The sequence below is a fragment of the Hymenobacter sp. GOD-10R genome (genome assembly GCF_035609205.1).
GTDB lineage: Bacteria > Bacteroidota > Bacteroidia > Cytophagales > Hymenobacteraceae > Hymenobacter.
In genome coordinates, this window is the sequence record NZ_CP141184.1 from 1526512 (window position 1) to 1545659 (window position 19148).

Sequence of the window (19148 nt, forward strand, 5' to 3'; positions counted from 1 at the left end):
TGTATAAACATTTTTTCAATGGAATGTCTCCTTCAATGATGATAATCATCAGTTAGCAATTGACATTCGTAGTATTATAAATTAAGGGTGGAAACTGGTAAATAGGTGTTAATACTCGATAAAGACACTATTTTACAAGGTGTATAGTCGTATAAGAGCCTAAAAACAGAAACAATTGCTGCGAAAAATAAAGCTTATTAGAATAGGCCAAATAATGGTGAGCTTAGTTCAATTAGCGGTGTCTTCAGTTGCTAGTTTGAGACTCATATAAACGTACTTAGTTACACTGAAATTGAACTATATCAATAACTAGGTTGCTGAGATGCTTGTGCTTCGTTCACTAGTAGGCTAGATATTAGGTTAATAACTGAGTAGTAGCCACCAATTCCCGTTTCAGCTCAATTCCGCATTAGTATAGCTGGCAATCTTTCGTACTGAAAGCGTCATTGAAGATGCTTAAAGTAAGTTCTACCTACTAGGCTGTGTATGGCGCACTATTGAGAGCTATATAAACAAAGAGTAACTCGCCAGAGCAAATAGAGTCATCGTTTTGGTAAGTGCAGCACAGATGACCTGAAATCAAGCCTTTAATGGTGCTGAACTATATGAGGGTATTACTACCTAAAATGATCAGCTAGTTGCTAACAATCCTGAGCGTGCTTGCTGTTTTTCTTCGACCAATTTTAGTATCTTTGCGCCCCCGCCAAGGTGGCAGGGTCTGAGGCTGAGCTTCAGGTAGTTACCAAAAACGCGCACCAAATAGTAGCCCTAGGTTGGAGCGTGTATAGCCAGGGCTAAATACAACATGGCAGAAGTAGTAGATAACTTTGACTGGGACAACGTCGGAGCGAGTGGTTTCGGTGGCAACTACAGCCCCGAGGAGCGCGCCCGCATGGAGCAGATGTACGGCGACACGCTGACAACCGTCCAGGAAGAAGAAGTTGTGAAGGGTACTGTAGTGGGCATCACTGACCGCGACGTTATCCTAAACATCGGCTTCAAGTCCGACGGCCTCGTGCCCCTGTCTGAATTCCGTGACCTACCCGATCTGAAGGTTGGTGACCAGGTAGAGGTATTCATTGAAGATCAGGAAGACCTGAACGGCCAATTGATCCTGTCGCGCAAGAAGGCGAAGATCAAGCAGGCTTGGAAGGCTATTTACGATGCTTTGGAAAACGACACCGTATTAGAAGGTGTAGTAAAGCGTCGCACAAAAGGTGGCCTCATCATGGAGCTAGATGGCGTAGAAGCCTTCTTGCCCGGCTCGCAAATTGACGTGAAGCCAATCCGTGACTTCGACATCTATGTAGGTCGTCGGATGGAAGTGAAAGTGGTGAAAATCAATGCTGCTTTCGACAACGTGGTTGTTTCGCACAAAGTCCTGATCGAGAAAGACCTCGAGAAGCAGCGCGAAGCTATCCTCAACAACCTGGAGAAAGGCCAGATCCTCGAAGGCGTTATCAAGAACATGACGAACTTCGGCGTGTTCATCGACCTAGGTGGCGTCGACGGTCTGTTGCACATCACTGACATCTCGTGGGGCCGCATTGCGCACCCGAGTGAAGTGTTGCAGCTCGACCAGAAGTTGAACGTAGTAGTTCTAGACTTCGACGAAGCAAAGAAGCGTATCAGCCTAGGTCTGAAGCAGCTGACCCCGCACCCATGGGATTCGTTGCCCGCCGACATGGGCGTAGGCTCGAAGGTGAAAGGCCGCATCGTGAACGTAGCCGATTATGGCGCATTCATGGAAATCATTCCTGGCGTGGAAGGCCTCATCCACGTTTCGGAAATGAGCTGGAGCCAGCACCTGCGTAACCCACAAGACTTCATCAAGCAAGGTGACACGGTAGAAGCGCAGATCCTGACGCTCGACCGTGAAGACCGCAAGATGAGCCTAGGTATCAAGCAACTGACCGAAGATCCTTGGACCCGCGGCGACTTCGCTACGAAGTACGCAGTAGGCACCAAGCACAACGGTCTGGTGCGTAACCTGACCAACTTCGGCCTATTTGTAGAATTGGAAGAAGGTGTAGACGGCCTTGTGCACGTTTCGGACTTGTCATGGACCAAGAAGATCAAGCACCCCTCCGAAATGGTGAAGGTGGGTGATCGTCTAGACGTGCTAGTGTTGGAACTGGACGTTGCTAACCGTCGCTTGGCCCTAGGCCACAAGCAGCTGGAAGAAAACCCATGGGATACGTTCCAGACGGTGTTCACGCCTGGTTCGGTACACCGCGCTACCATCACCGAGAAAAACGACCGTGGTGCTGTGCTAGAGTTGCCTTACGGCATCGAAGGCTTTGCTTATCCGAAGTCGTTGGTGAAGGAGGATGGCTCGAACGCTGAGAACGGCGAAACGCTGGACTTCCGCGTAGTAGAATTCTCGAAAGATGATCGTCGCATCGTGTTGTCGCACTCGGCCTCCTTTGGTCAGCAGGCACAACAGGAAGACGACCGTTCTTCGAAGTTCGCGAAGAAGAAGCCTGCTGCTGGTCAGCCTGCTGGTGCCGCCCAAAACGACAACAAGCAGAATGATCCAAAGAAGCCTGCTCCAGCCGAGAAATCGACCCTTGGTGACCTCGACGCTCTGAGCGCCCTGCGTGACCGGATGATGGGTGACGAGCGCCAAGCTGGTGAGCAGAAGCTGCAAGCTCAAGTTGAAAAGAAAGCTACGCCAGCTCCCGCAGCTGAAGGTGGTATTCTGGCCAGCGTAGCGAGCGCTGCAACGGCTGCTTTCGAGAAAGCGAAGGAAGTAGCTACCGACGCGGTAGATGCTGCCACGCACACTGCTGCTTTCGAGAAGGCTAAAGAAGTAGCTGGCGACGTAGTAGACCGTGCTAAGCACCTGCTCGACACGGACGAGACTAAAAAAGAAGACGAGCAAGCCTAGGCAGTTCGGAATCTGATTTAGAGTAAAAGAGAGGCCCCGGTTCTTCCGGGGCCTTTTTTATTCAAGAGGAATTAGTTTTTATAATCTACTTCCTTCAGAGCAACAGCAGCTTAGGAGTGTGGCTAATGAAAAAACAGGCCTAGGTTTGGCGAAAGCCAACTAAACCTGTAAGTTTGCGTCCTCATTCTGGTGACGTGACCGAGTGGCTAGGTAGAGGTCTGCAAAACCTCCTACAGCGGTTCGAATCCGCTCGTCACCTCTTTTTAATTCCTGTTTTCAGTAGCTCAGTGCCCCGGTTGATTAGCCCCAACCGGGGTTTTTGCTTTTTAGGCCCCTGTACTTTGTACGCAAGTGCTGTTGCAGTAAGGGATAAATGTATTTGCGGCTGGCAAAACATAATCCTTACATTTAAGAAAATCGTACAAGCAGGCTGAATTACGCTTTCTTCCTTTCCCAAGCACTTTTATGAAGATTATTGACCTGCGTACTATGCGCGGCCCAAGTTACTGGTCGGTGAAGCATTACAAGCTGATTGTAATGAAGGTAGACTTGGAGGATTTTGCCAATAGGTGGTCGGATGCCGTGCCGGGCCTCGATGCTAGGATCATGCAGCTCTTTCCGGCTATAGGCCAACTCCAAGCGGGAGCTGAAGCAAAAAAGTACTTCGCCAAATATCCACCGCTTACGCGCGAGCATATTGCTGACGGGGAGCCGCTAGGTCACCTCATTCAGCATGTTGCCTTAGAGCTTCAGCGCATGGCGGGTATGCCGGTATATTGGGGTAAATCGTATTCGGCCCGAGAAGAAGGAGTGGAGTTTGTGGTCTTCGCGTATCAAGAGGAGCGTGCAGGGCGTGCCGCAGCTGAAGCCGCTGTGCAGATTGTAGAAGCACTATGCCGAGAGCAGGAAGTAGATCTGCAACCGATTATTGATGAACTGCACGAAATTCGGGAGGATGAGTTCTTTGGGCCCAGCACCTGGAGCATTGTAGCAGAGGCTGCTTCTCGTAATATACCGTACATCCAACTCAAAAATACCTCCATCATTCAGTTGGGGTACGGGTGCAATCAGAAGCGTATACAAGCTACTACGTCTTCTAAGACAAGTTACTTCGCCGTCGAAATTGCTGGTAACAAGAACAGAACGAAGGCCATGTTGCACGATGCGGGCGTGCCCGTACCGCGTGGCACCACTGTGTATTCGCCAGCGGGCTTGCAGGATGCCGTTGAGGAGCTAGGATACCCTATCGTGACAAAGCCGCTGGACGGCAATCATGGCAAGGGCGCGACAATAAAAATCAAAACTTGGGACGACGCCTTGGTTGGTTTGGAGGCGGCGCAGAAATACTCGCGTGCCGTTATCGTGGAGAAGTACGTGGAGGGCGATGATTACCGCTTGTTGGTAGTGAATGGAAAACTCATTGCGGCTGCAAAACGGACACCGGCCGCCGTTACGGGGGATGGTACAAGCACGATTCAGCAGCTGATTGACCAAGTAAATACTGATCCCCGGCGAGGTATCGGGCACGAAAAGGTGCTTACCCAAATCAAAGCGGACCAGCATACGATAGGCCTGCTGCAGGGGCAAGACCTGACTTTAGAATCAGTACTGCCAGCCGGCCGAACGGTGTATCTGAAGAGCACCGCCAATATTAGCACCGGGGGTACTGCTACAGATGTAACCGATTTAGTCGACCCGTACAATGTGTTGCTGGCCGAACGCGTAGCGGGCATCATTGGACTAGACATATGTGGCATCGATTTGCTGACGAGCGACATTGCCATTCCCTTGAACGAAACAAATGGTGCTGTCATCGAAGTAAATGCCGCGCCTGGCTTCCGGATGCACATCTCCCCAACGGATGGTCTGCCACGCAACGTAGCTGCGCCGGTAGTAGATATGTTGTTTCCGCCTGGTTCTACGGCGCGCATCCCTATTGTTGCTATTTCAGGTACCAATGGCAAGACCACGACGACTCGCCTCATTGCGCACATAGTGGCGGCGAAAGGATACAAGGTCGGCTTCACCACCACAGATGGCATCTACATCCAAAACAAGCAACTACAAAAAGGCGACTGTACGGGCGGGCAAAGTGCGGAGTTCGTGCTGAAAGACCCTACCGTTAACTATGCGGTGCTGGAAACGGCGCGTGGCGGTATGTTGCGTTCGGGGCTAGGTTTCCATACTTGCGATATTGCCGTCGTAACTAACGTAGCAGCCGACCACCTAGGTCTGCGGGACATTCACACGCTGGAAGAAATGGCAGAGGTGAAAGCCGTCGTACCACGCACGGTGCAGAAGAACGGTTGGGCCGTACTGAACGCTGATGATGACCTCGTGTACGGCATGGCTAAAGGGCTAGAGTGCCGGGTTGCTTTCTTCAGCATGGACGAGAACAACCCTCGTATCCGCGAGCATGTGGAGCAAGGTGGGGTGGCTGCGGTCTACGAGGAAGGCTATGTCACCATCTACAAGAACAGCTACAAGCTGCGCATCGATAGAGCAGCGGAGTTTCCGGTGACCTTCGGCGGTAGAGCGGGCTTCAACATTGAAAATTCGTTGGCGGCAGCGCTAGCTACCTACCTAGCTGGGTTCGATAAAGATGAAATCAAGACGGCCTTACGCACGTTTGTTCCCTCGGCTACCAAAACGCCGGGGCGCATGAACCTGTATCGGTTCCCGAAATTCGAAGTTATCGTCGACTACGCTCACAATACAGCCGGTATTGAGAAGTTTGCGGAATTCTTAAACAACACTCCCGCCACTCGCAAAATTGGGGTGGTATCGGGGTTGGGCGACCGGCGCGATGAGGATACCCTAAGTTTTGCCCGGGTGGCAGGTGGCACGTTCGATGAAATAATCTTGCGTCAGGATCGAGATCTGCGCGGTAAAACCAAGGAAGAATTACGCGAACTGATGACTCAAGGCTTGCGCCTCGACAAGGCAGACTTGCCCATCACCTACATCGAAGATGAGATGGAGGCCATTGACCACGTGTTAGCAACGGCTCCGGAAGGTGCAGTTATCGTTTTGCTCACGGAGAATATCAGTGGCACTACGAAAAAGCTAGAGGCATACGAAGCCTCTTTAGCCGTTTAACCAGTAGAACTGCTACAAAAGAAAACCCCTAGCTACAAGAGCTAGGGGTTTTCTTTTGTAGCAGTTCTACGATGAAGGTAGGTGCTCGTATTAGCTTACTTCAGCGTGAATGTTGTCTTACCAATCATGATGCCGCCTGAGTACAGCTCTACTGTGTGCAGACCGGTTTTGTAAGGAGCACCCTTAGCATACACGAATTGTACGGGCTGACGCGTATTGTCATACACGATATCCTGCTTCGCTGTGTAGAAGGCCTCGGCTCCATCGATCATGAACGTGCCGCCACCCGTGCTCAAGTTGTAGAGGGCTGAGCCGTCGGGTTCGATCAAGCGCATCATGATCTGTTTGGTTTCCTTGGGCGATACGTCGTTGCGAGCGATGTTGAAGGTAACTTTCACCTTCTCCACACGCTTAGCCTTGAACTCGTTGTCTTCGTCATCCTTCTCTTTGTTGCGGCTGTTGATGACTCCAACCTTGATGTTCTCCGCTTGCAGCCGTGACGCAATGGTTACTTTCTCCGTCAACTCCTGGTTGGAGCGTACCACCGTGGAAATTGTGTCGGTGAGCTTGTTCTGGCGCTCCTTCAGGGTAGTTGTCTCCGTGTAAAGGGCCTCATTGTCTTGCTTCAGCTGAGCAATTTCGGCGTCTTTTGCTTTCAGTTGGCTTTCCAGGTTGGCGGCCCGCTGCTTGAAGCGCTGCTGGTCGGCAATAGAGAAGCTGCCTTTCTTGAAGGAGCGAAGCTTCAGCAAATCAGCATTGATAGAGGCAATCTTGGCTTCCAGCGAGTCGTTCGACTGGCCCATCGATTGTACCTCTTGGCTTTGCCGTTCAAAATCAGCTTTTAGCGTTTCAAACTGCTTGATTTGTTCTTCTAGCTTCGTGTCTTTCTCCTGCACCGTGGCAGTCAGTTGTTCATTCTGCTTGCCTTTCTGCTGATTCATGTAAATCAGCACAGCATTGATGCCCAACAAAACCAGAATCAAGGCTATCCAAAGTAAGGCCCGGTTGTTTTTCTGTGGTTCGGGGCTGGTGTTTTGTTCCATATAAAAGGTGGGTGTTTAAATGAGTAAAGCCCGGAGTGTCCGGCTGGCGCATTACCTTTATTCGCAAAAATAAACGGATTAGCCGCCTACGCAAATTCATTACATAGTTACTAAATCCGGATGAATTTGGATTTAACCCTTGATCCTGCCTACTGGAGCGGGCGTTATGCTGCGGGTCGTACCGAATGGGACGTGGGTGCTATAACGCCGCCACTGCGTGAATATTTTATGCAGCTAGGGGCTCCAGACCTCCGCCGGATTCTAATTCCGGGTGCTGGGAATAGCTATGAAGCTGAGTATCTGCATAGTTTAGGCTTCACGCAAATTTTCGTGGTGGATGTGGCACCAGAGCCACTTGAGGCATTTCAGGCCCGAATACCTAGCTTTCCGAAAGAGCATTTGCTGCTGCAAAACTTCTTTGCTTTGTCGGCGGAGCACCCCTACGATTTAATTGTAGAACAGACATTTTTTTGTGCATTGCCTCCTTCACAGCGTGTGGCTTATGCTGAAAAATGTTCTCAGCTGCTGCGCGAAGGTGGGACATTGATGGGGTTGCTCTTCGACGTAGATTTTGGACCTAGGCAAGAACCACCATTTGGCGGGAGCCGTGCTGAGTACGAAAGCTATTTTGCGCCTTACTTTGATTTCATTCACTTCGAGCAGGCGTACAACTCCATCAAGCCACGCCAAGGGCGCGAATTGTTTATCTGTTTGAAAAAGAAATAAGCCTAGGTCTCTGTTGTAATGCATCGTTGCGTGAGCACCTAGCCCTAGCTTTTGCATCCGTATTGTTCAACGCAGCTCAGAAGCTCCTGCTTCGGGCTATAATCTTTCCTTCATGTTTACTTCTCTCGCCGACGCCCTCCCGCATTTTCGCAATACCAATTCTGGTCAGTTCTTCCTAATGGCTGGCCCTTGCGTGATAGAGGGCGAAGATATGGCGCTGCGGATAGCCGAACGGGTGAAACACATCACCGATAAGCTGCAAATTCCCTACATCTTCAAAGGCTCTTACCGCAAGGCGAACCGCTCGCGCCTTGACTCATTTACCGGCATCGGTGACGAAACAGCCTTGCGCATCTTGCAGAAGGTCAGCAAAGAAATCGGAGTGCCCACCGTTACGGATATTCACGAAACCGGCGAAGCGGCCTTCGCGGCTGAGTATGTTGATGTGCTCCAGATTCCAGCTTTCCTGTGCCGACAAACCGATTTGTTGATTGCCGCAGCTAAAACGGGAAAAGTAGTCAACATCAAAAAAGGTCAATTTCTATCGGGGGAAGCAATGAAGTTTGCTGTCGATAAAGTGAAGCAGTCTGGCAACGAGCACGTCATCCTGACGGACCGAGGTAACTCCTTCGGGTATTCGGATTTGGTGGTCGATTTTCGCAACCTGCCGGAGATGCAAAGCTTTGGTGTGCCTGTGGTAATGGACGTGACTCATTCGTTGCAGCGCCCCAACCAAGCTAGCGGGGTAACTGGGGGGCAACCCGCTCTGATTGAGACAATTGCTAAAGCTGCTATTGCGGTGGGTGCCGATGGATTGTTTATCGAAACTCACCCTACGCCGGCCACTGCTAAGTCCGATGGTGCTAATATGTTGCCCCTAGATCAGCTAGAGCGCTTACTGGTAAAACTGACAAATATCCGACAAGCCTTACAAGAAGAAGGAGGCGTAACCGACCTAGGAGTTTCGGGTCTGTAAATGCCGATTATTCAATTTTGTTGTCCGTTTTTTGCCAAAACATACCGTATATTTGTTTCGTTGAAAACGAAAGTAGCAGGAAGCTAATGCCCCCTGCTACCGTTCTGCTAGGGACCAAATAGGAGATATAAACCTCCTACTCCTCCCAAAGCGGCCAGTACCTTCACCAAGAAGGTAGTGGTAACCTGGATGGAGAATCGGAAACGAAGCCCATCCAAGTCTGTACGACCCTTACCCATATACCAGTGGATTTGAGGGTGGCTCACACACCCACTTATCCCGAAGCCCGTGCTCACAACACGGGCTTCACTGTTTTAAAAGCTTAAAACAGTCGTGTTGGCGGGGTGACAACCGTACGCTTGCCAAATATACTGGCATTTACGGCATTTGTTTGCTATTTATAATAGCAAAATTTATTTGAAGGGTTTCCGCGCTGTTCTTCGTACCTAGGCTGACAAGCTGCGCGTACGATTCATGATTTTATCCAGCACATTATCGAACCGCAAACGGAAGTGCTGCTTTGGCTGATTCTTGCGAAAGAACACCAATCCCACAAAGAATAAATCGATGGTAAGCATAACCGTGGGGTGCGCTTTGATGGTTTCCCAAGCACGCGTCATGTCTTCCGACCAATGAATGTCATCTAGCACAAAGACGCTATGGTCAGTGCGATAGAGGAGAAGTTGCTCGAAGTAGCGCACAGTGGGCTCGTAGCGATGATTGCCATCGAAGAAGGCAAAGTCAATAGGCCCTGTCAGATTCTTGATGGTAGGAGCTAGGGTCGCATCGAGGTTACCCTCTACAAGCTTGATATTCTTCAGGCCTATCTCCTGGAAAGTTTGTTGGGCAATGGCGGCGGTTTGAGGGCAGCCTTCAAACGTAATAACCTGCGCCCGTGAATTGGCCGCTGCTAGGTAAGCGGTCGTCAAGCCGAGGGAAGTACCTAGCTCTAGCACGATACGTGGCTGGAAGTGGTTAACCAGCCGAAATAACAGCTGTCCAAACTGACGTGGCTTAGCGGCTGTGCGGGCAATATCTCCCACGCGGCGCTGTTGCCCGGCACCTGTGTGCGAACCAGCGCCAAAGTCCCGGACCGATATCGTATCGGTGCGCTTACGCAACGCTCTGCGTCTGGCCTCAATGGACGCGTAGGACGCGTAGAAGCCATCATGCTGGATGACATCATTGTAGAGCGCAAAAACGAACGGGGAATGCAGCCCATGTGCATTCCCCGAGCGGAACAAAAACTGTACGTACTGAAGTGCTTGGTAGAGCAAGAAATTAAATAGCTAAATGGCTGGGTCGTTCAAAACTACTGGTTAAAACGATCCATCATCATGTACCTAGCTAGTTACCCTAAAACTTAGTTTAGACGGTACGGAACAACCAGGGTGAATTCAGGGATTTCCACCATGAATGTACGGCCATCCACGAGGCGTTCCATCTGATACGTGCCACGCATCTTACCTAGGCCGCTCTTGAGGTTGCAGCCCGATACGTACTGGTGAGAATCGCCGGGCTCTAAGCTAGGCTGTTGACCCACCACGCCTTCTCCTTCTACTTCGCGTACAACACCATTGGCATCGTAGATGTACCAATGACGGCGGAGTAGCTTTACTGTGTATTCGCTGTTATTCTGAATATCAATTTTGTAGGCGAATACGTAATGTTCCTGGCTAGGGCTGGAATAGTCGGGCAGATAATTCGTTGTGACGCTAACCGTGACGCCTTGTGTGGTCGTGGTATTCATGGCTCTCATTCAATTCTGTGAGGGACAAACAGCCGTGGCCGAAATTTGGTTTATCTACGCAGCTCAGCACCAAAAAGGCCAGCTGTCATCGTAAAAAATTAAATTCCCTATGTCTGTAAAGATAGAAGAAAGCTGGCAGCGTGTACTACAGGACGAGTTTGAAAAGCCCTATTTTCAACATTTGACTGCCTTTGTGCGCGGCGAGTACGCCACAGCAACTGTTTATCCGCCTGGCCCTCAGATCTTTCATGCGTTTGAGGCCTGTCCCTTCGACCAGACGAAAGTGGTCATCCTGGGTCAGGACCCCTATCATGGCAAGGGGCAAGCACATGGTTTGTCTTTCTCCGTCGCCCATGGCGTGCGCACGCCGCCTTCGCTCCAAAATATCTTTAAAGAGCTACACGAAGACCTACCCGGCACACCACCTGCCCCAGATGGCAACCTGGATCGTTGGGCCAAGCAGGGTGTTCTGTTGCTTAATGCTACCCTCACCGTCCGGGCGGGCGAGCCAGGTTCCCACCAGAAAAAAGGCTGGGAGCAGTTCACCGATGCTGTTATTCAAAAAATCTCTGACCAGAAAGAGCACGTCGTGTTCATCCTATGGGGAGCTTACGCGCAAAAGAAGGGTGAAATGATTGATGGCCGTAAGCACTTAGTGCTCAAAGCAGCCCATCCCTCGCCCTACGCCGCCGATCGTGGATTTTTTGGCTCGCGTCCGTTTAGCAAAACCAATGCTTACTTAGAGCAGCACAACGAAGCTCCCATCCAGTGGTAAGAATATCCTAGGTCCACAAAAAAGGCGCTCTATACAGAGCGCCTTTTTTGTGGACCTAGATTGGTTGGAGTTAGTCGATCAGGTTAAACAAACGGCTCCAGCGAATCTTGTGGAAGAAGTCGGCATAGGGATCTACTGAAAGCCAGATAAGTACGGCTTTGCCCACAATATGATCCTCGGGTACAAAACCCCAATAGCGTGAGTCAAGCGAATCATGGCGGTTATCGCCCATCATGAAGTAGTAGTTCTGCTTGAAGGTATAGCTCTTGAGCGGCTGACCATTCTGCGTGATTACACCGTTGATTACCGATACACCCTCATTGTGCTCATAGCGCAGAATGATCTTCTCGTAAATCGGCGAGTTCTCCGGAGTGATTTGTACCGTTTGTCCTTTTTTGGGAAGCTGCAGTGGGCCGTAGTTATCACGGTTCCAGTTGAACTTGGCTGGGGAGCTAGGCTGGCTGTGTGGGTAGTCAGGGTTGTTCGGGAATACATCGGGCTCTGCCTGACCTGCCGGGCTCTTATCCTGCACCACCCCCTTGATAAAGGACTGTTGCTTGAAGTAAGCGGCCGTCGTCGGTGTAGCATCGATCATGTAGGCCGGGCCAAACTGCGTGTACTGCGGTTGCGGAACACCCGTAGCAGTATTATTGAAGTCCGTGACACCTTGGTCTTTGAAGATCTTATCTCGGATGGGCTCGTTTACTTGTAAGAAGTAACGGTTCTGGCTCTGGGGTGGGTTGTTCATGGGCTTGCCATTCACAAACACCTGTGTATCCTTTATTTCCAATACATCACCGGCCACGGCTACACAACGCTTGATATAGTTGGTGCGCAAGTCGGCTGGGTGTTGGCTCTCAAAAGGAACGTTGAAGACTACTACGTCGCCTTTCTTGATTTCCGAGAAGCCAGGCAGACGATAGGAAGGCAACTGAATAGCATCGGAGTAGCTCTTCATATCGGTTCCCCAGAGTGTCTGGTGCGTGAGCGGTACCTGTAAGGGTGTTTGGGGCGTGCGCGGGCCATAGTGCAGCTTGCTCACAAACAAGTAATCGCCGACCAACAGCGAGTGCTCCATAGAAGGCGTCGGGATGGTGTACGCTTCAAAGGTGGCCCAACGAATGAGAGTAGCCGCCACGACGGCAAAGAGAATGGCATCGCCCCATTCCCGAAAGAAACCCTTTGGCTTTTTGATGGGAGGAGGGGGCGTAGCAGTGCGTTGTTCCCAGGATTGTACAGCCATATCGTTGTGCGTGGAAAGCAAATAAAATAAGGCCCGGGCGCACCGGACCGTAGATGGTAAATATCAACTTATTTACGCGAATGTCGCGTAACCTCTAGTTAGCCCTGATGGATAACTACACTCGTTCCAACCAGTGATACAAAAACGCACGTCGCGCTAACGTTACAGCCCGAGCAGTTCCTTCATCCCAAATACTCCTTGCCGGCCTGGTAGCCACTCTGCCGCCAGCAGCGCGCCTTGCACAAATCCATCTCGGGAGAAAGCTTCATGCTTAAGCTCGATAGAATCTACGGCAGAGGTGTAGGTGACGATGTGGGTACCAACTACTTGGCCTATACGCTCCGAAAGTACCGCTAGTTCTTGCGGCGCTTGCGTGGGTTCGTTGCGCCATGTTGTTTTCGCCGGAAAGTGCTTGATGATGCCTTCCGCCGCAGTGAGTGCCGTGCCGCTAGGCTGGTCTACTTTCTGGGTGTGATGGATCTCCTTCACTTGCACATCGTAGCCCCCAAATTGGTGCATTTTGGCGGCAATGTATTCGTTGAAGTGAAAGAACAGGTTCACGCCGACACTGTAGTTGGACGCGTAAAATAAGGCGCCACCCGTTTGTTGTACTAGGGCCGTGGCCTCCGAAAAGTGGTGTAGCCACCCCGTCGACCCGCAGACGACGGGAATGCCTTGCCGCAAACACGTCATGACATTGCCAAAAGCCGAATCAGGGTGCGTAAACTCAATAGCCGCGTCAACGGTAGTCGAATCGAAATCAGTTATGCTTACACCTGGGTGGGTAGGGTCTACGATACCGGCAATCTGGTGGCCGCGAGCCACGGCTTGGGCTTCAATTGCCTTGCCCATTTTGCCGTAGCCAATCAGCAGCAGCTTCATTTAGTTGAGCGTTTAGAATTCAAATTAAGCGTAAGAGCCACGCCGGGCATCGGCAACGCCGAGGGCATGGGAATAAGCGTAGGATACCACTGCAGACTAAGATCGTCGCTGACATCAAAGTCGCTCAAGTGAGCATCGACAATAGCGTCTAGAGCTGTAATGCCATACACGACAAGCGTATAAGCAATAAATCGGTCGCGCCAGCCTCGGTAGAAGGCTAAACCCGTAAACACGTTGGCCTGCGAAGTTTCTAACTTTGATCGAGGACCCGTGTCAGTTGCGTTCGTGCCCGTTGCCAGCCAAATTTTATAGCTATTAGAATACTCCTTGAAACGGGCCTGATAGAAAAACTCTGCTGCCGTTACCGCCCCAACACCGCCATACACGAGTGGCAGCTTCCAGTAGCTGTGGTTATAGATTTGACCGCCACCGGGCAGGATGAGCGACAGTAGGCCAGCCTTCGCCGGTTTCGTTAGCCGGAAGAATAGCAGCCGCTCTGTACGACGTGCCGAATCAGCGGCCGTATCTTTCTTGCGCTTCGCGATGGGGCGGCCCTGAGCCGTGTCCGGGACACCACTCAGGTTGTTGTTGCCTAAGTTATTCCCAAGAGAGTTTCCTAGGGTGCCCCCAGGGAAGTTGGTAGTTTGGGCAGAACAAGGGCGAGCCAATAAGGCTAAGCACAACCCCAATGAAATACCAATACCACGAAGCACAGCTTTCATACGTAAGCTAGGCAGGCTGTAGAATGTGCAGAATGCGTTGCATGTCTTCGACTGAGTCGAAGGCAATCTTGATTTCGCCACGGCCTTGTGGGCCCGGCTTTACCTGCACACGACTACCGAAGCGGTCGGAGAGGTGGCGCTCGGTGCGTCGTAGCTCGGCAACGGGCACTTGGGGTGCAGCTAGCTCGGAATCGGTTTTTTCGGCAGTAGCTGCTTTGGGGGCTAGGCCGCTGCGCACGAGCTGTTCTACCCGGCGCACGGAAAGGTCTTCGGCTACGATCCGGTGAAACAGCGAAAGCTGCTGCTCCATGTCGTCGACGGTGATCAGTGCCCGGGCGTGACCCATGCTGATGACTGTATCGCGCAAGCCAATCTGAATGTCGGGTGGCAGCTTGAGCAGTCGCAGGTAGTTCGTCACGGTCGAACGGTTCTTGCCAACCCGGTCACCTAGCTCTTCCTGCTTCAGGTTGCACTCGCTTACCAGCCGCTGGTAGCTCAAGGCAATTTCGATAGCATTGAGGTTTTCGCGCTGAATATTCTCGATCAATGCCATTTCCAGCATTTGCTGGTCGTCGGCCTTGCGGATATAGGCGGGAATAGTATCGAGACCGGCGAGCTTAGACGCTTGCAAGCGTCGCTCACCACTGATGAGCTGGTAGGCGTTTGTGCCCGTCTGCCGCACCGTCACCGGCTGGATAATACCTTGGAGCTTGATCGAGTCAGCCAGTTCGCGCAGGGATTCTTGGTCGAAGTGCGTGCGCGGCTGATAAGGATTCGCCTGGATATGCTCCACGGGAATCATCCCAACCGAATTGACGGGATGCGGTACGAGGCCTACCCGTTCGCTTTTTTTCTCATAGCTGCCTTCAATCAGGGCGTTCAGTCCCCGACCTAGGCCGCCAACCTTGCGTTTGACTCCGCCAGGAGCTGCTGCGGGAGCGTTTTTATCTTCGTTCTTCTCTGACATACCTGCAATCAGGCTTTTACCCAACACCGAGCAAAAGCAGGATTCAAAAATACACAAACGCCGGGGAAGCAACGGAAATTTTGTTCCACGCTCGTAAAAAATCGTGGAACATCCTGTGTGCTCTTATCCGATAGGACTTACACTATCGGGTTTGTGGCCAATCCTATAAGCTCAACTACTTCACAGACAGCAACTCGCCGTCCGCCTTCCACAAAATAGCCGCGGGTACCTAGCTTGATGTACTGTCGATGAAAAGCTCTGTTAGCAGGAAAAAGAATAAACATATCGGCTAAGCCGTGAGGCGGTACGAACCCATCAAGTAACGTTTCTCCGTTCGGTAGGAGAACTTCTGGCCAAATCATGAATGTGCCGGTTGATATTAGCTTGTCGTCGTACCTGAAATCCCAACGGATATGCTGGAGAGCCGGTGTTTTTCGACCGCCTTCCGCCTCACTATAGAGGCTATAACTCACTCTAAAATCAGGTGGCAACCCGGTTAGCTTAGTGTAAGATTCCACAGATAGATAACTCATTAAATGACAGAGGCCAGCAATTCTTGCTGGCCTCTGCATCTTGTCTAAGGAAGTAATAACTTATGCCGCTTCGTCGCCTGCTTCTTCATGCTCACCGGCAACCACGTTCTTCTCTACAATCTCGCGAGCTAGGTTCAGGTAGCTGATAGAGCCCTTGCTTTCCGCGTCGTGCAGAATGACAGGAATACCGAAGCTAGGTGACTCGCTCAGCTTCACGTTGCGCGGGATGATCGTTTCGAAGACCAGCTGTTGAAAGTGGAGCTTCACCTCTTCTACTACTTGGTTGGAGAGGCGCAAACGCACATCGTACATCGTCAGCAGAATGCCCTCAATCTCCAGTTCCGTATTAAGGCGGCTCTGAATGATCTTGATGGTATTGAGCAGCTTCCCTAGTCCCTCTAGTGCAAAGTACTCGCACTGCACTGGAATGATAACGGAATGCGCCGCCGTTAAGGCATTCACCGTTATCAGACCTAGGCTTGGTGAGCAGTCGATAATGATAAAATCGTACTGATCGGCCAGGGGGCGCAGGGCTTCCTTCATCTTCTCCTCCCGGTTGGGTAGGTTGATCATCTCAACCTCAGCACCAACCAAGTCGATGTGAGAAGGCATGAGGTCGAGGTGGGGGAGGATGTTCGTGTTCAAGATGATATCCTGGGCGTTGATGCCATCCACCATGCACTCGTACACGCTATTCTCAATGTCCTTTGGATCGAAGCCTACGCCGGAGGTAGCATTGGCCTGCGGGTCGGCGTCTACCAAAAGCGTACGGTACTCCAAGGCCGCCAGGCTAGCAGCCAGGTTGATGGCCGAGGTGGTTTTACCCACTCCTCCTTTTTGATTGGCTACCGCAATAATTTTTCCCATATGATTGATGAGCTGCTAGCTACAGGCTGTTCGCTCCTAGCTTTTCGCGTTGAAATTAGAAAAAGCGAACAGCCAATGGCTATCAGCTAGTCGCTTTTTCTATAAAGAAATTGTTTCCCCAATGGTGAGTAGCACTAGCTCTTTACCGGCCAGCTGCGCTTTCTCCTTGGTCGCTTCTTGGTCAATCGCAATAGCCGGGAAGGTGTCGTAGTGCATGCCGATGATCTTGGAGGCGCCTACCCAATCTGCCGCGATGAGTGCGTCGTCGATGCCCATCGTGTAGTTGTCGCCAATGGGCAGCAAGGCGAAGTCGAGCTTGTATTGCTCCCCGATCAGCTTCATGTCGTAGGTGAGCGCCGTGTCGCCGGCGAAGTAGAAGGTTTTGCCTTCCGCCTCCACTACGAAGCCTGCGGCGATGCCACCGTACGAACCATCGGGCAGCGAGCTAGAGTGCGCGGCTGCTACCATCTTCACAGTGCCAAAAGGGAGTTTTACTTTGCCCCCGATGTTCATGGGGTAAGCAGCTTTAAGACCTTTGTTGCCAAACCAACCGGCAATTTCGGCAATGGCAACTACTTCGGCACCGGTACGTTGACCGATGGCTTCTGCGTCGGCAACATGGTCACCGTGCCCGTGGCTGAGCAGTAAGTAGTCCGCTTCGATTTTCGCTACGTCGATAGCGGAGGCGAGCGGGTTGGGGCTGATGAATGGATCGAAGAGAACTTTGCTGCCTTCAATCTCGAAGAGGAAGGACGAGTGGCCGTAGTAGGTTACGTTCATAGGGCGCTAGTAGCTGCTGGCTTGTCAACGGTAGCTTACGAAAAGCTAAAAAAAGACGCTAAAAAGTCGGCAGGAAAGGAAAGTCTATTGCGGAAAGCTAACTGCTAACAGCTTAGTTTAGCACAAATATACACTGTTTCGTCTTTCCCATGTTGTTGTTTCTGGGTCGTTTTGCTGGCTTTTCCTCCGCTTTGCTCATAGCATTAGCTAGCTGTGGCAGTCCCGGTGAGCCAACTAACGACCGTCGTGTTTTTCGCTACAATCAGCCCGAGGCGCTTACCTCATTAGACCCCGCTTTTGCCAATAAACAAGCGAATATCTGGGCCGTTACGCAGCTCTACAATGGCCTCGTCGAGCTCGACGATCAGATGAAGCCGGGGCCAGCTATAGCGCGGTGGTATGAGATTTCGCCGGACGGCTTGCGTTACACGTTTGTGCTTCGCCCAGACGTATTCTTCCACGCCTCAGAAGTATTTCCGGGTGGGAAGGGCCGACGCGTGACGGCTCAAGACTTCGTCTACAGCTTCAAGCGTATTCTGGACCCGGCAACGGCTAGCCCGGGCGGCTGGATCTTTCGCGGTAAGGTGCTGGAAAATGCTAAAGGAGAAATCAGCGACACGGCATTTGTGGCCGTCAATGACTCAACTCTACGCATTTACCTCAAAGAGCCATTTATTCCGTTCCTGGGTATCCTGACCATGCCGTACGCCTACGTGGTACCGCGTGAAGCGGTGCAGCGCTACGGGAAGGACTTTCGGGAGCACCCGGTGGGTACAGGGCCGTTTCAATTCAAGCTTTGGGACGAAGGCAATGCCATCATCTACCATCGGAACCCTCGCTACTGGCGCCATGATGCCCAAGGGAATCCGTTGCCTTACTTAGAAGCGGTGCAGATTAGCTTTATTCAGGACCGCAAGACGGAGTTCTTGACCTTTCAGCAGGGTAAGCTCGACTTTCTCTCAGGTATCCGAGAGGGTTCCCGCGACTTGATTCTGTACCCCGATGGGACGGTGCGGGAGGACTTCAAGGGAAAGTTTCGGTATGAGAAAGTACCGTATCTGAACACCGAATACCTAGGTTTTCAACTCGATCCGGCCAACTTACGTGGCAACGACACCGGCGCGGCCCTGCGCGACAAACGAGTGCGGCAAGCTCTGAGCTACGCCCTCAATAAGCCCGAGATGATAGCGTACTTCCTGAATAACGTGGGCGTGCCGGGCCTTTCGGGGTTCGTGCCTTCTTCTTTGCCCTCCTATAGCGCTAAGTTGGTACCGGGCTACACCTACCAACCCGACAAAGCGCGTCAGCTGTTGCAAGCTGCTGGCTACGGGCCCGGCAAACCGCTGCGCCTGCGGCTGTCCACTGTGCAGGAGCGCAAGGAAATCTGCGAGTACTTGCAGAAGAAATGGGCCGAGGTGGGCGTGCAAGTGACCATTGATGTCAACCAAGCTGCCGCGCACCAAGAAATTGTTGATAATGGTCGGGCTGCGTTCTTCACTAAGTCCTGGCTGGGCGACTACCCCGACGCGGAAAACTACCTAGCGTTATTCTACAGCCCTAATTTCTCGCCCGCTGGCCCAAACAAAACGCACTTCAAAAGCGCCGCCTACGACAAGCTTTATGAGCAAGCCAAGCTGGAGCAAGACCCGCAGAAGCGCTACGCCCTCTACCAGCAGATGGATCGCATCGTTGTAGAAGAGTCGCCTGTCATTCCGCTCTATTATGACCAAGTGGTGCGCCTGACTCAGAACAACGTGCAGGGCCTCACGCCTAATCCTATGAACCAGCTGGTGCTGGAGCAGGTGCGGAAGGAGTAACAGCTCTGCTCTATTATAAGCTTAAGAACAAGAAAGCCCTTCTGCTCCAAGCAGAAGGGCTTTCTTTATTGTAAGACC

General features: G+C 51.7%; 15 protein-coding genes and 1 tRNA gene. 7 read left to right on the forward strand and 9 right to left on the reverse strand.

Annotated elements, in window-relative coordinates; genetic code table 11:
• Window positions 1-805: 805 nt before the first annotated feature.
• The 3 genes from rpsA (at window position 806) to cphA (ending at window position 5989) form a co-directional block, all read left to right on the forward strand.
• Window positions 806-2890 carry a 30S ribosomal protein S1 gene (rpsA, locus tag SD425_RS06285; protein ID WP_324676554.1) on the forward strand — a complete coding sequence of 695 codons (2085 nt, stop codon included), beginning with the start codon at window positions 806-808 and terminating at the stop codon, window positions 2888-2890.
• A gap of 188 nt (window positions 2891-3078) precedes the next feature.
• Window positions 3079-3149: transfer RNA gene (locus SD425_RS06290), tRNA-Cys, on the forward strand.
• Between the two features lie 206 nt (window positions 3150-3355).
• Window positions 3356-5989 carry a cyanophycin synthetase gene (cphA, locus tag SD425_RS06295; RefSeq protein ID WP_324676556.1) on the forward strand — a complete coding sequence of 878 codons (2634 nt, stop codon included), beginning with the start codon at window positions 3356-3358 and terminating at the stop codon, window positions 5987-5989.
• Between the two features lie 95 nt (window positions 5990-6084).
• Here the strand turns inward: cphA and SD425_RS06300 are convergent, their stop codons facing one another.
• Complete coding sequence (locus tag SD425_RS06300; RefSeq protein WP_324676559.1) at window positions 6085-7032, reverse strand: hypothetical protein; 948 nt, start codon at window positions 7030-7032, stop codon at window positions 6085-6087.
• Window positions 7033-7152: 120 nt separating this feature from the next.
• Here SD425_RS06300 and SD425_RS06305 point away from each other — a divergent pair, with 120 nt between their 5' ends.
• Both SD425_RS06305 and kdsA read left to right on the forward strand, forming a co-directional pair.
• Window positions 7153-7758 carry a methyltransferase domain-containing protein gene (locus SD425_RS06305; RefSeq protein ID WP_324676560.1) on the forward strand — a complete coding sequence of 202 codons (606 nt, stop codon included), beginning with the start codon at window positions 7153-7155 and terminating at the stop codon, window positions 7756-7758.
• A gap of 112 nt (window positions 7759-7870) precedes the next feature.
• The gene (kdsA, locus tag SD425_RS06310) at window positions 7871-8734 is read left to right on the forward strand and encodes a 3-deoxy-8-phosphooctulonate synthase (RefSeq protein WP_324676562.1); all 864 of its coding nucleotides are present in this window, start codon (window positions 7871-7873) and stop codon (window positions 8732-8734) included.
• Between the two features lie 446 nt (window positions 8735-9180).
• On the opposite strand, the gene SD425_RS06315 is transcribed toward kdsA, so the two are convergent.
• Together SD425_RS06315 and apaG are read right to left on the reverse strand one after the other, a co-directional pair.
• Entirely contained in the window at window positions 9181-10011 is an 831-nt protein-coding gene (locus SD425_RS06315) for a class I SAM-dependent methyltransferase (protein WP_324676564.1), read from the reverse strand.
• Window positions 10012-10097: 86 nt separating this feature from the next.
• The gene (apaG, locus tag SD425_RS06320; RefSeq protein ID WP_324676566.1) at window positions 10098-10484 is read right to left on the reverse strand and encodes a Co2+/Mg2+ efflux protein ApaG; all 387 of its coding nucleotides are present in this window, start codon (window positions 10482-10484) and stop codon (window positions 10098-10100) included.
• Between the two features lie 109 nt (window positions 10485-10593).
• Between apaG and SD425_RS06325 the strand changes: the two genes are divergently transcribed.
• A complete protein-coding gene (locus SD425_RS06325; RefSeq protein ID WP_324676568.1) occupies window positions 10594-11259 on the forward strand; it encodes a uracil-DNA glycosylase in 666 nt (221 codons plus the stop codon).
• 70 nt (window positions 11260-11329) lie between these two features.
• Here SD425_RS06325 and lepB read toward each other — a convergent pair whose 3' ends face one another.
• From lepB to SD425_RS06355, 6 genes are all read right to left on the reverse strand, one after another.
• Complete coding sequence (lepB, locus tag SD425_RS06330; RefSeq protein WP_324676570.1) at window positions 11330-12502, reverse strand: signal peptidase I; 1173 nt, start codon at window positions 12500-12502, stop codon at window positions 11330-11332.
• 162 nt (window positions 12503-12664) lie between these two features.
• Window positions 12665-13384, reverse strand: a complete 720-nt coding sequence (gene dapB / locus SD425_RS06335; protein WP_324676573.1) for a 4-hydroxy-tetrahydrodipicolinate reductase — start codon at window positions 13382-13384, stop codon at window positions 12665-12667.
• Window positions 13381-14106, reverse strand: a complete 726-nt coding sequence (locus SD425_RS06340) for a DUF5683 domain-containing protein (RefSeq protein ID WP_324676575.1) — start codon at window positions 14104-14106, stop codon at window positions 13381-13383. Before SD425_RS06340 ends, dapB begins: the two co-directional genes overlap by 4 nt.
• A 7-nt stretch (window positions 14107-14113) precedes the next feature.
• Window positions 14114-15073: a ParB/RepB/Spo0J family partition protein gene (locus tag SD425_RS06345; RefSeq protein WP_324676577.1), complete on the reverse strand. Its 960-nt coding sequence runs from the start codon at window positions 15071-15073 to the stop codon at window positions 14114-14116.
• A gap of 593 nt (window positions 15074-15666) precedes the next feature.
• Window positions 15667-16473, reverse strand: a complete 807-nt coding sequence (locus SD425_RS06350) for a ParA family protein (protein WP_086597370.1) — start codon at window positions 16471-16473, stop codon at window positions 15667-15669.
• 99 nt (window positions 16474-16572) lie between these two features.
• Complete coding sequence (locus SD425_RS06355; RefSeq protein WP_324676581.1) at window positions 16573-17253, reverse strand: metal-dependent hydrolase; 681 nt, start codon at window positions 17251-17253, stop codon at window positions 16573-16575.
• A gap of 149 nt (window positions 17254-17402) precedes the next feature.
• On the opposite strand from SD425_RS06355, the gene SD425_RS06360 reads away from it, so the two are divergent.
• Window positions 17403-19070 (forward strand): ABC transporter substrate-binding protein, encoded by a 1668-nt coding sequence (locus tag SD425_RS06360; RefSeq protein WP_324676583.1) that lies wholly within the window; start codon window positions 17403-17405, stop codon window positions 19068-19070.
• Window positions 19071-19148: the final 78 nt, after the last annotated feature.

What these genes read in the sequence shown, in the direction of transcription:
- rpsA (WP_324676554.1), top strand. Translation starts at nt 806, where the DNA reads ATGGCAGAAGTAGTAGATAACTTTGACTGGGACAACGTCGGAGCGAGT.
- cphA (WP_324676556.1), top strand. Translation starts at nt 3,356, where the DNA reads ATGAAGATTATTGACCTGCGTACTATGCGCGGCCCAAGTTACTGGTCG.
- SD425_RS06300 (WP_324676559.1), bottom strand. Translation starts at nt 7,032, where the DNA reads ATGGAACAAAACACCAGCCCCGAACCACAGAAAAACAACCGGGCCTTA.
- SD425_RS06305 (WP_324676560.1), top strand. Translation starts at nt 7,153, where the DNA reads ATGAATTTGGATTTAACCCTTGATCCTGCCTACTGGAGCGGGCGTTAT.
- kdsA (WP_324676562.1), top strand. Translation starts at nt 7,871, where the DNA reads ATGTTTACTTCTCTCGCCGACGCCCTCCCGCATTTTCGCAATACCAAT.
- apaG (WP_324676566.1), bottom strand. Translation starts at nt 10,484, where the DNA reads ATGAATACCACGACCACACAAGGCGTCACGGTTAGCGTCACAACGAAT.
- SD425_RS06325 (WP_324676568.1), top strand. Translation starts at nt 10,594, where the DNA reads ATGTCTGTAAAGATAGAAGAAAGCTGGCAGCGTGTACTACAGGACGAG.
- lepB (WP_324676570.1), bottom strand. Translation starts at nt 12,502, where the DNA reads ATGGCTGTACAATCCTGGGAACAACGCACTGCTACGCCCCCTCCTCCC.
- dapB (WP_324676573.1), bottom strand. Translation starts at nt 13,384, where the DNA reads ATGAAGCTGCTGCTGATTGGCTACGGCAAAATGGGCAAGGCAATTGAA.
- SD425_RS06340 (WP_324676575.1), bottom strand. Translation starts at nt 14,106, where the DNA reads ATGAAAGCTGTGCTTCGTGGTATTGGTATTTCATTGGGGTTGTGCTTA.
- SD425_RS06345 (WP_324676577.1), bottom strand. Translation starts at nt 15,073, where the DNA reads ATGTCAGAGAAGAACGAAGATAAAAACGCTCCCGCAGCAGCTCCTGGC.
- SD425_RS06350 (WP_086597370.1), bottom strand. Translation starts at nt 16,473, where the DNA reads ATGGGAAAAATTATTGCGGTAGCCAATCAAAAAGGAGGAGTGGGTAAA.
- SD425_RS06355 (WP_324676581.1), bottom strand. Translation starts at nt 17,253, where the DNA reads ATGAACGTAACCTACTACGGCCACTCGTCCTTCCTCTTCGAGATTGAA.
- SD425_RS06360 (WP_324676583.1), top strand. Translation starts at nt 17,403, where the DNA reads ATGTTGTTGTTTCTGGGTCGTTTTGCTGGCTTTTCCTCCGCTTTGCTC.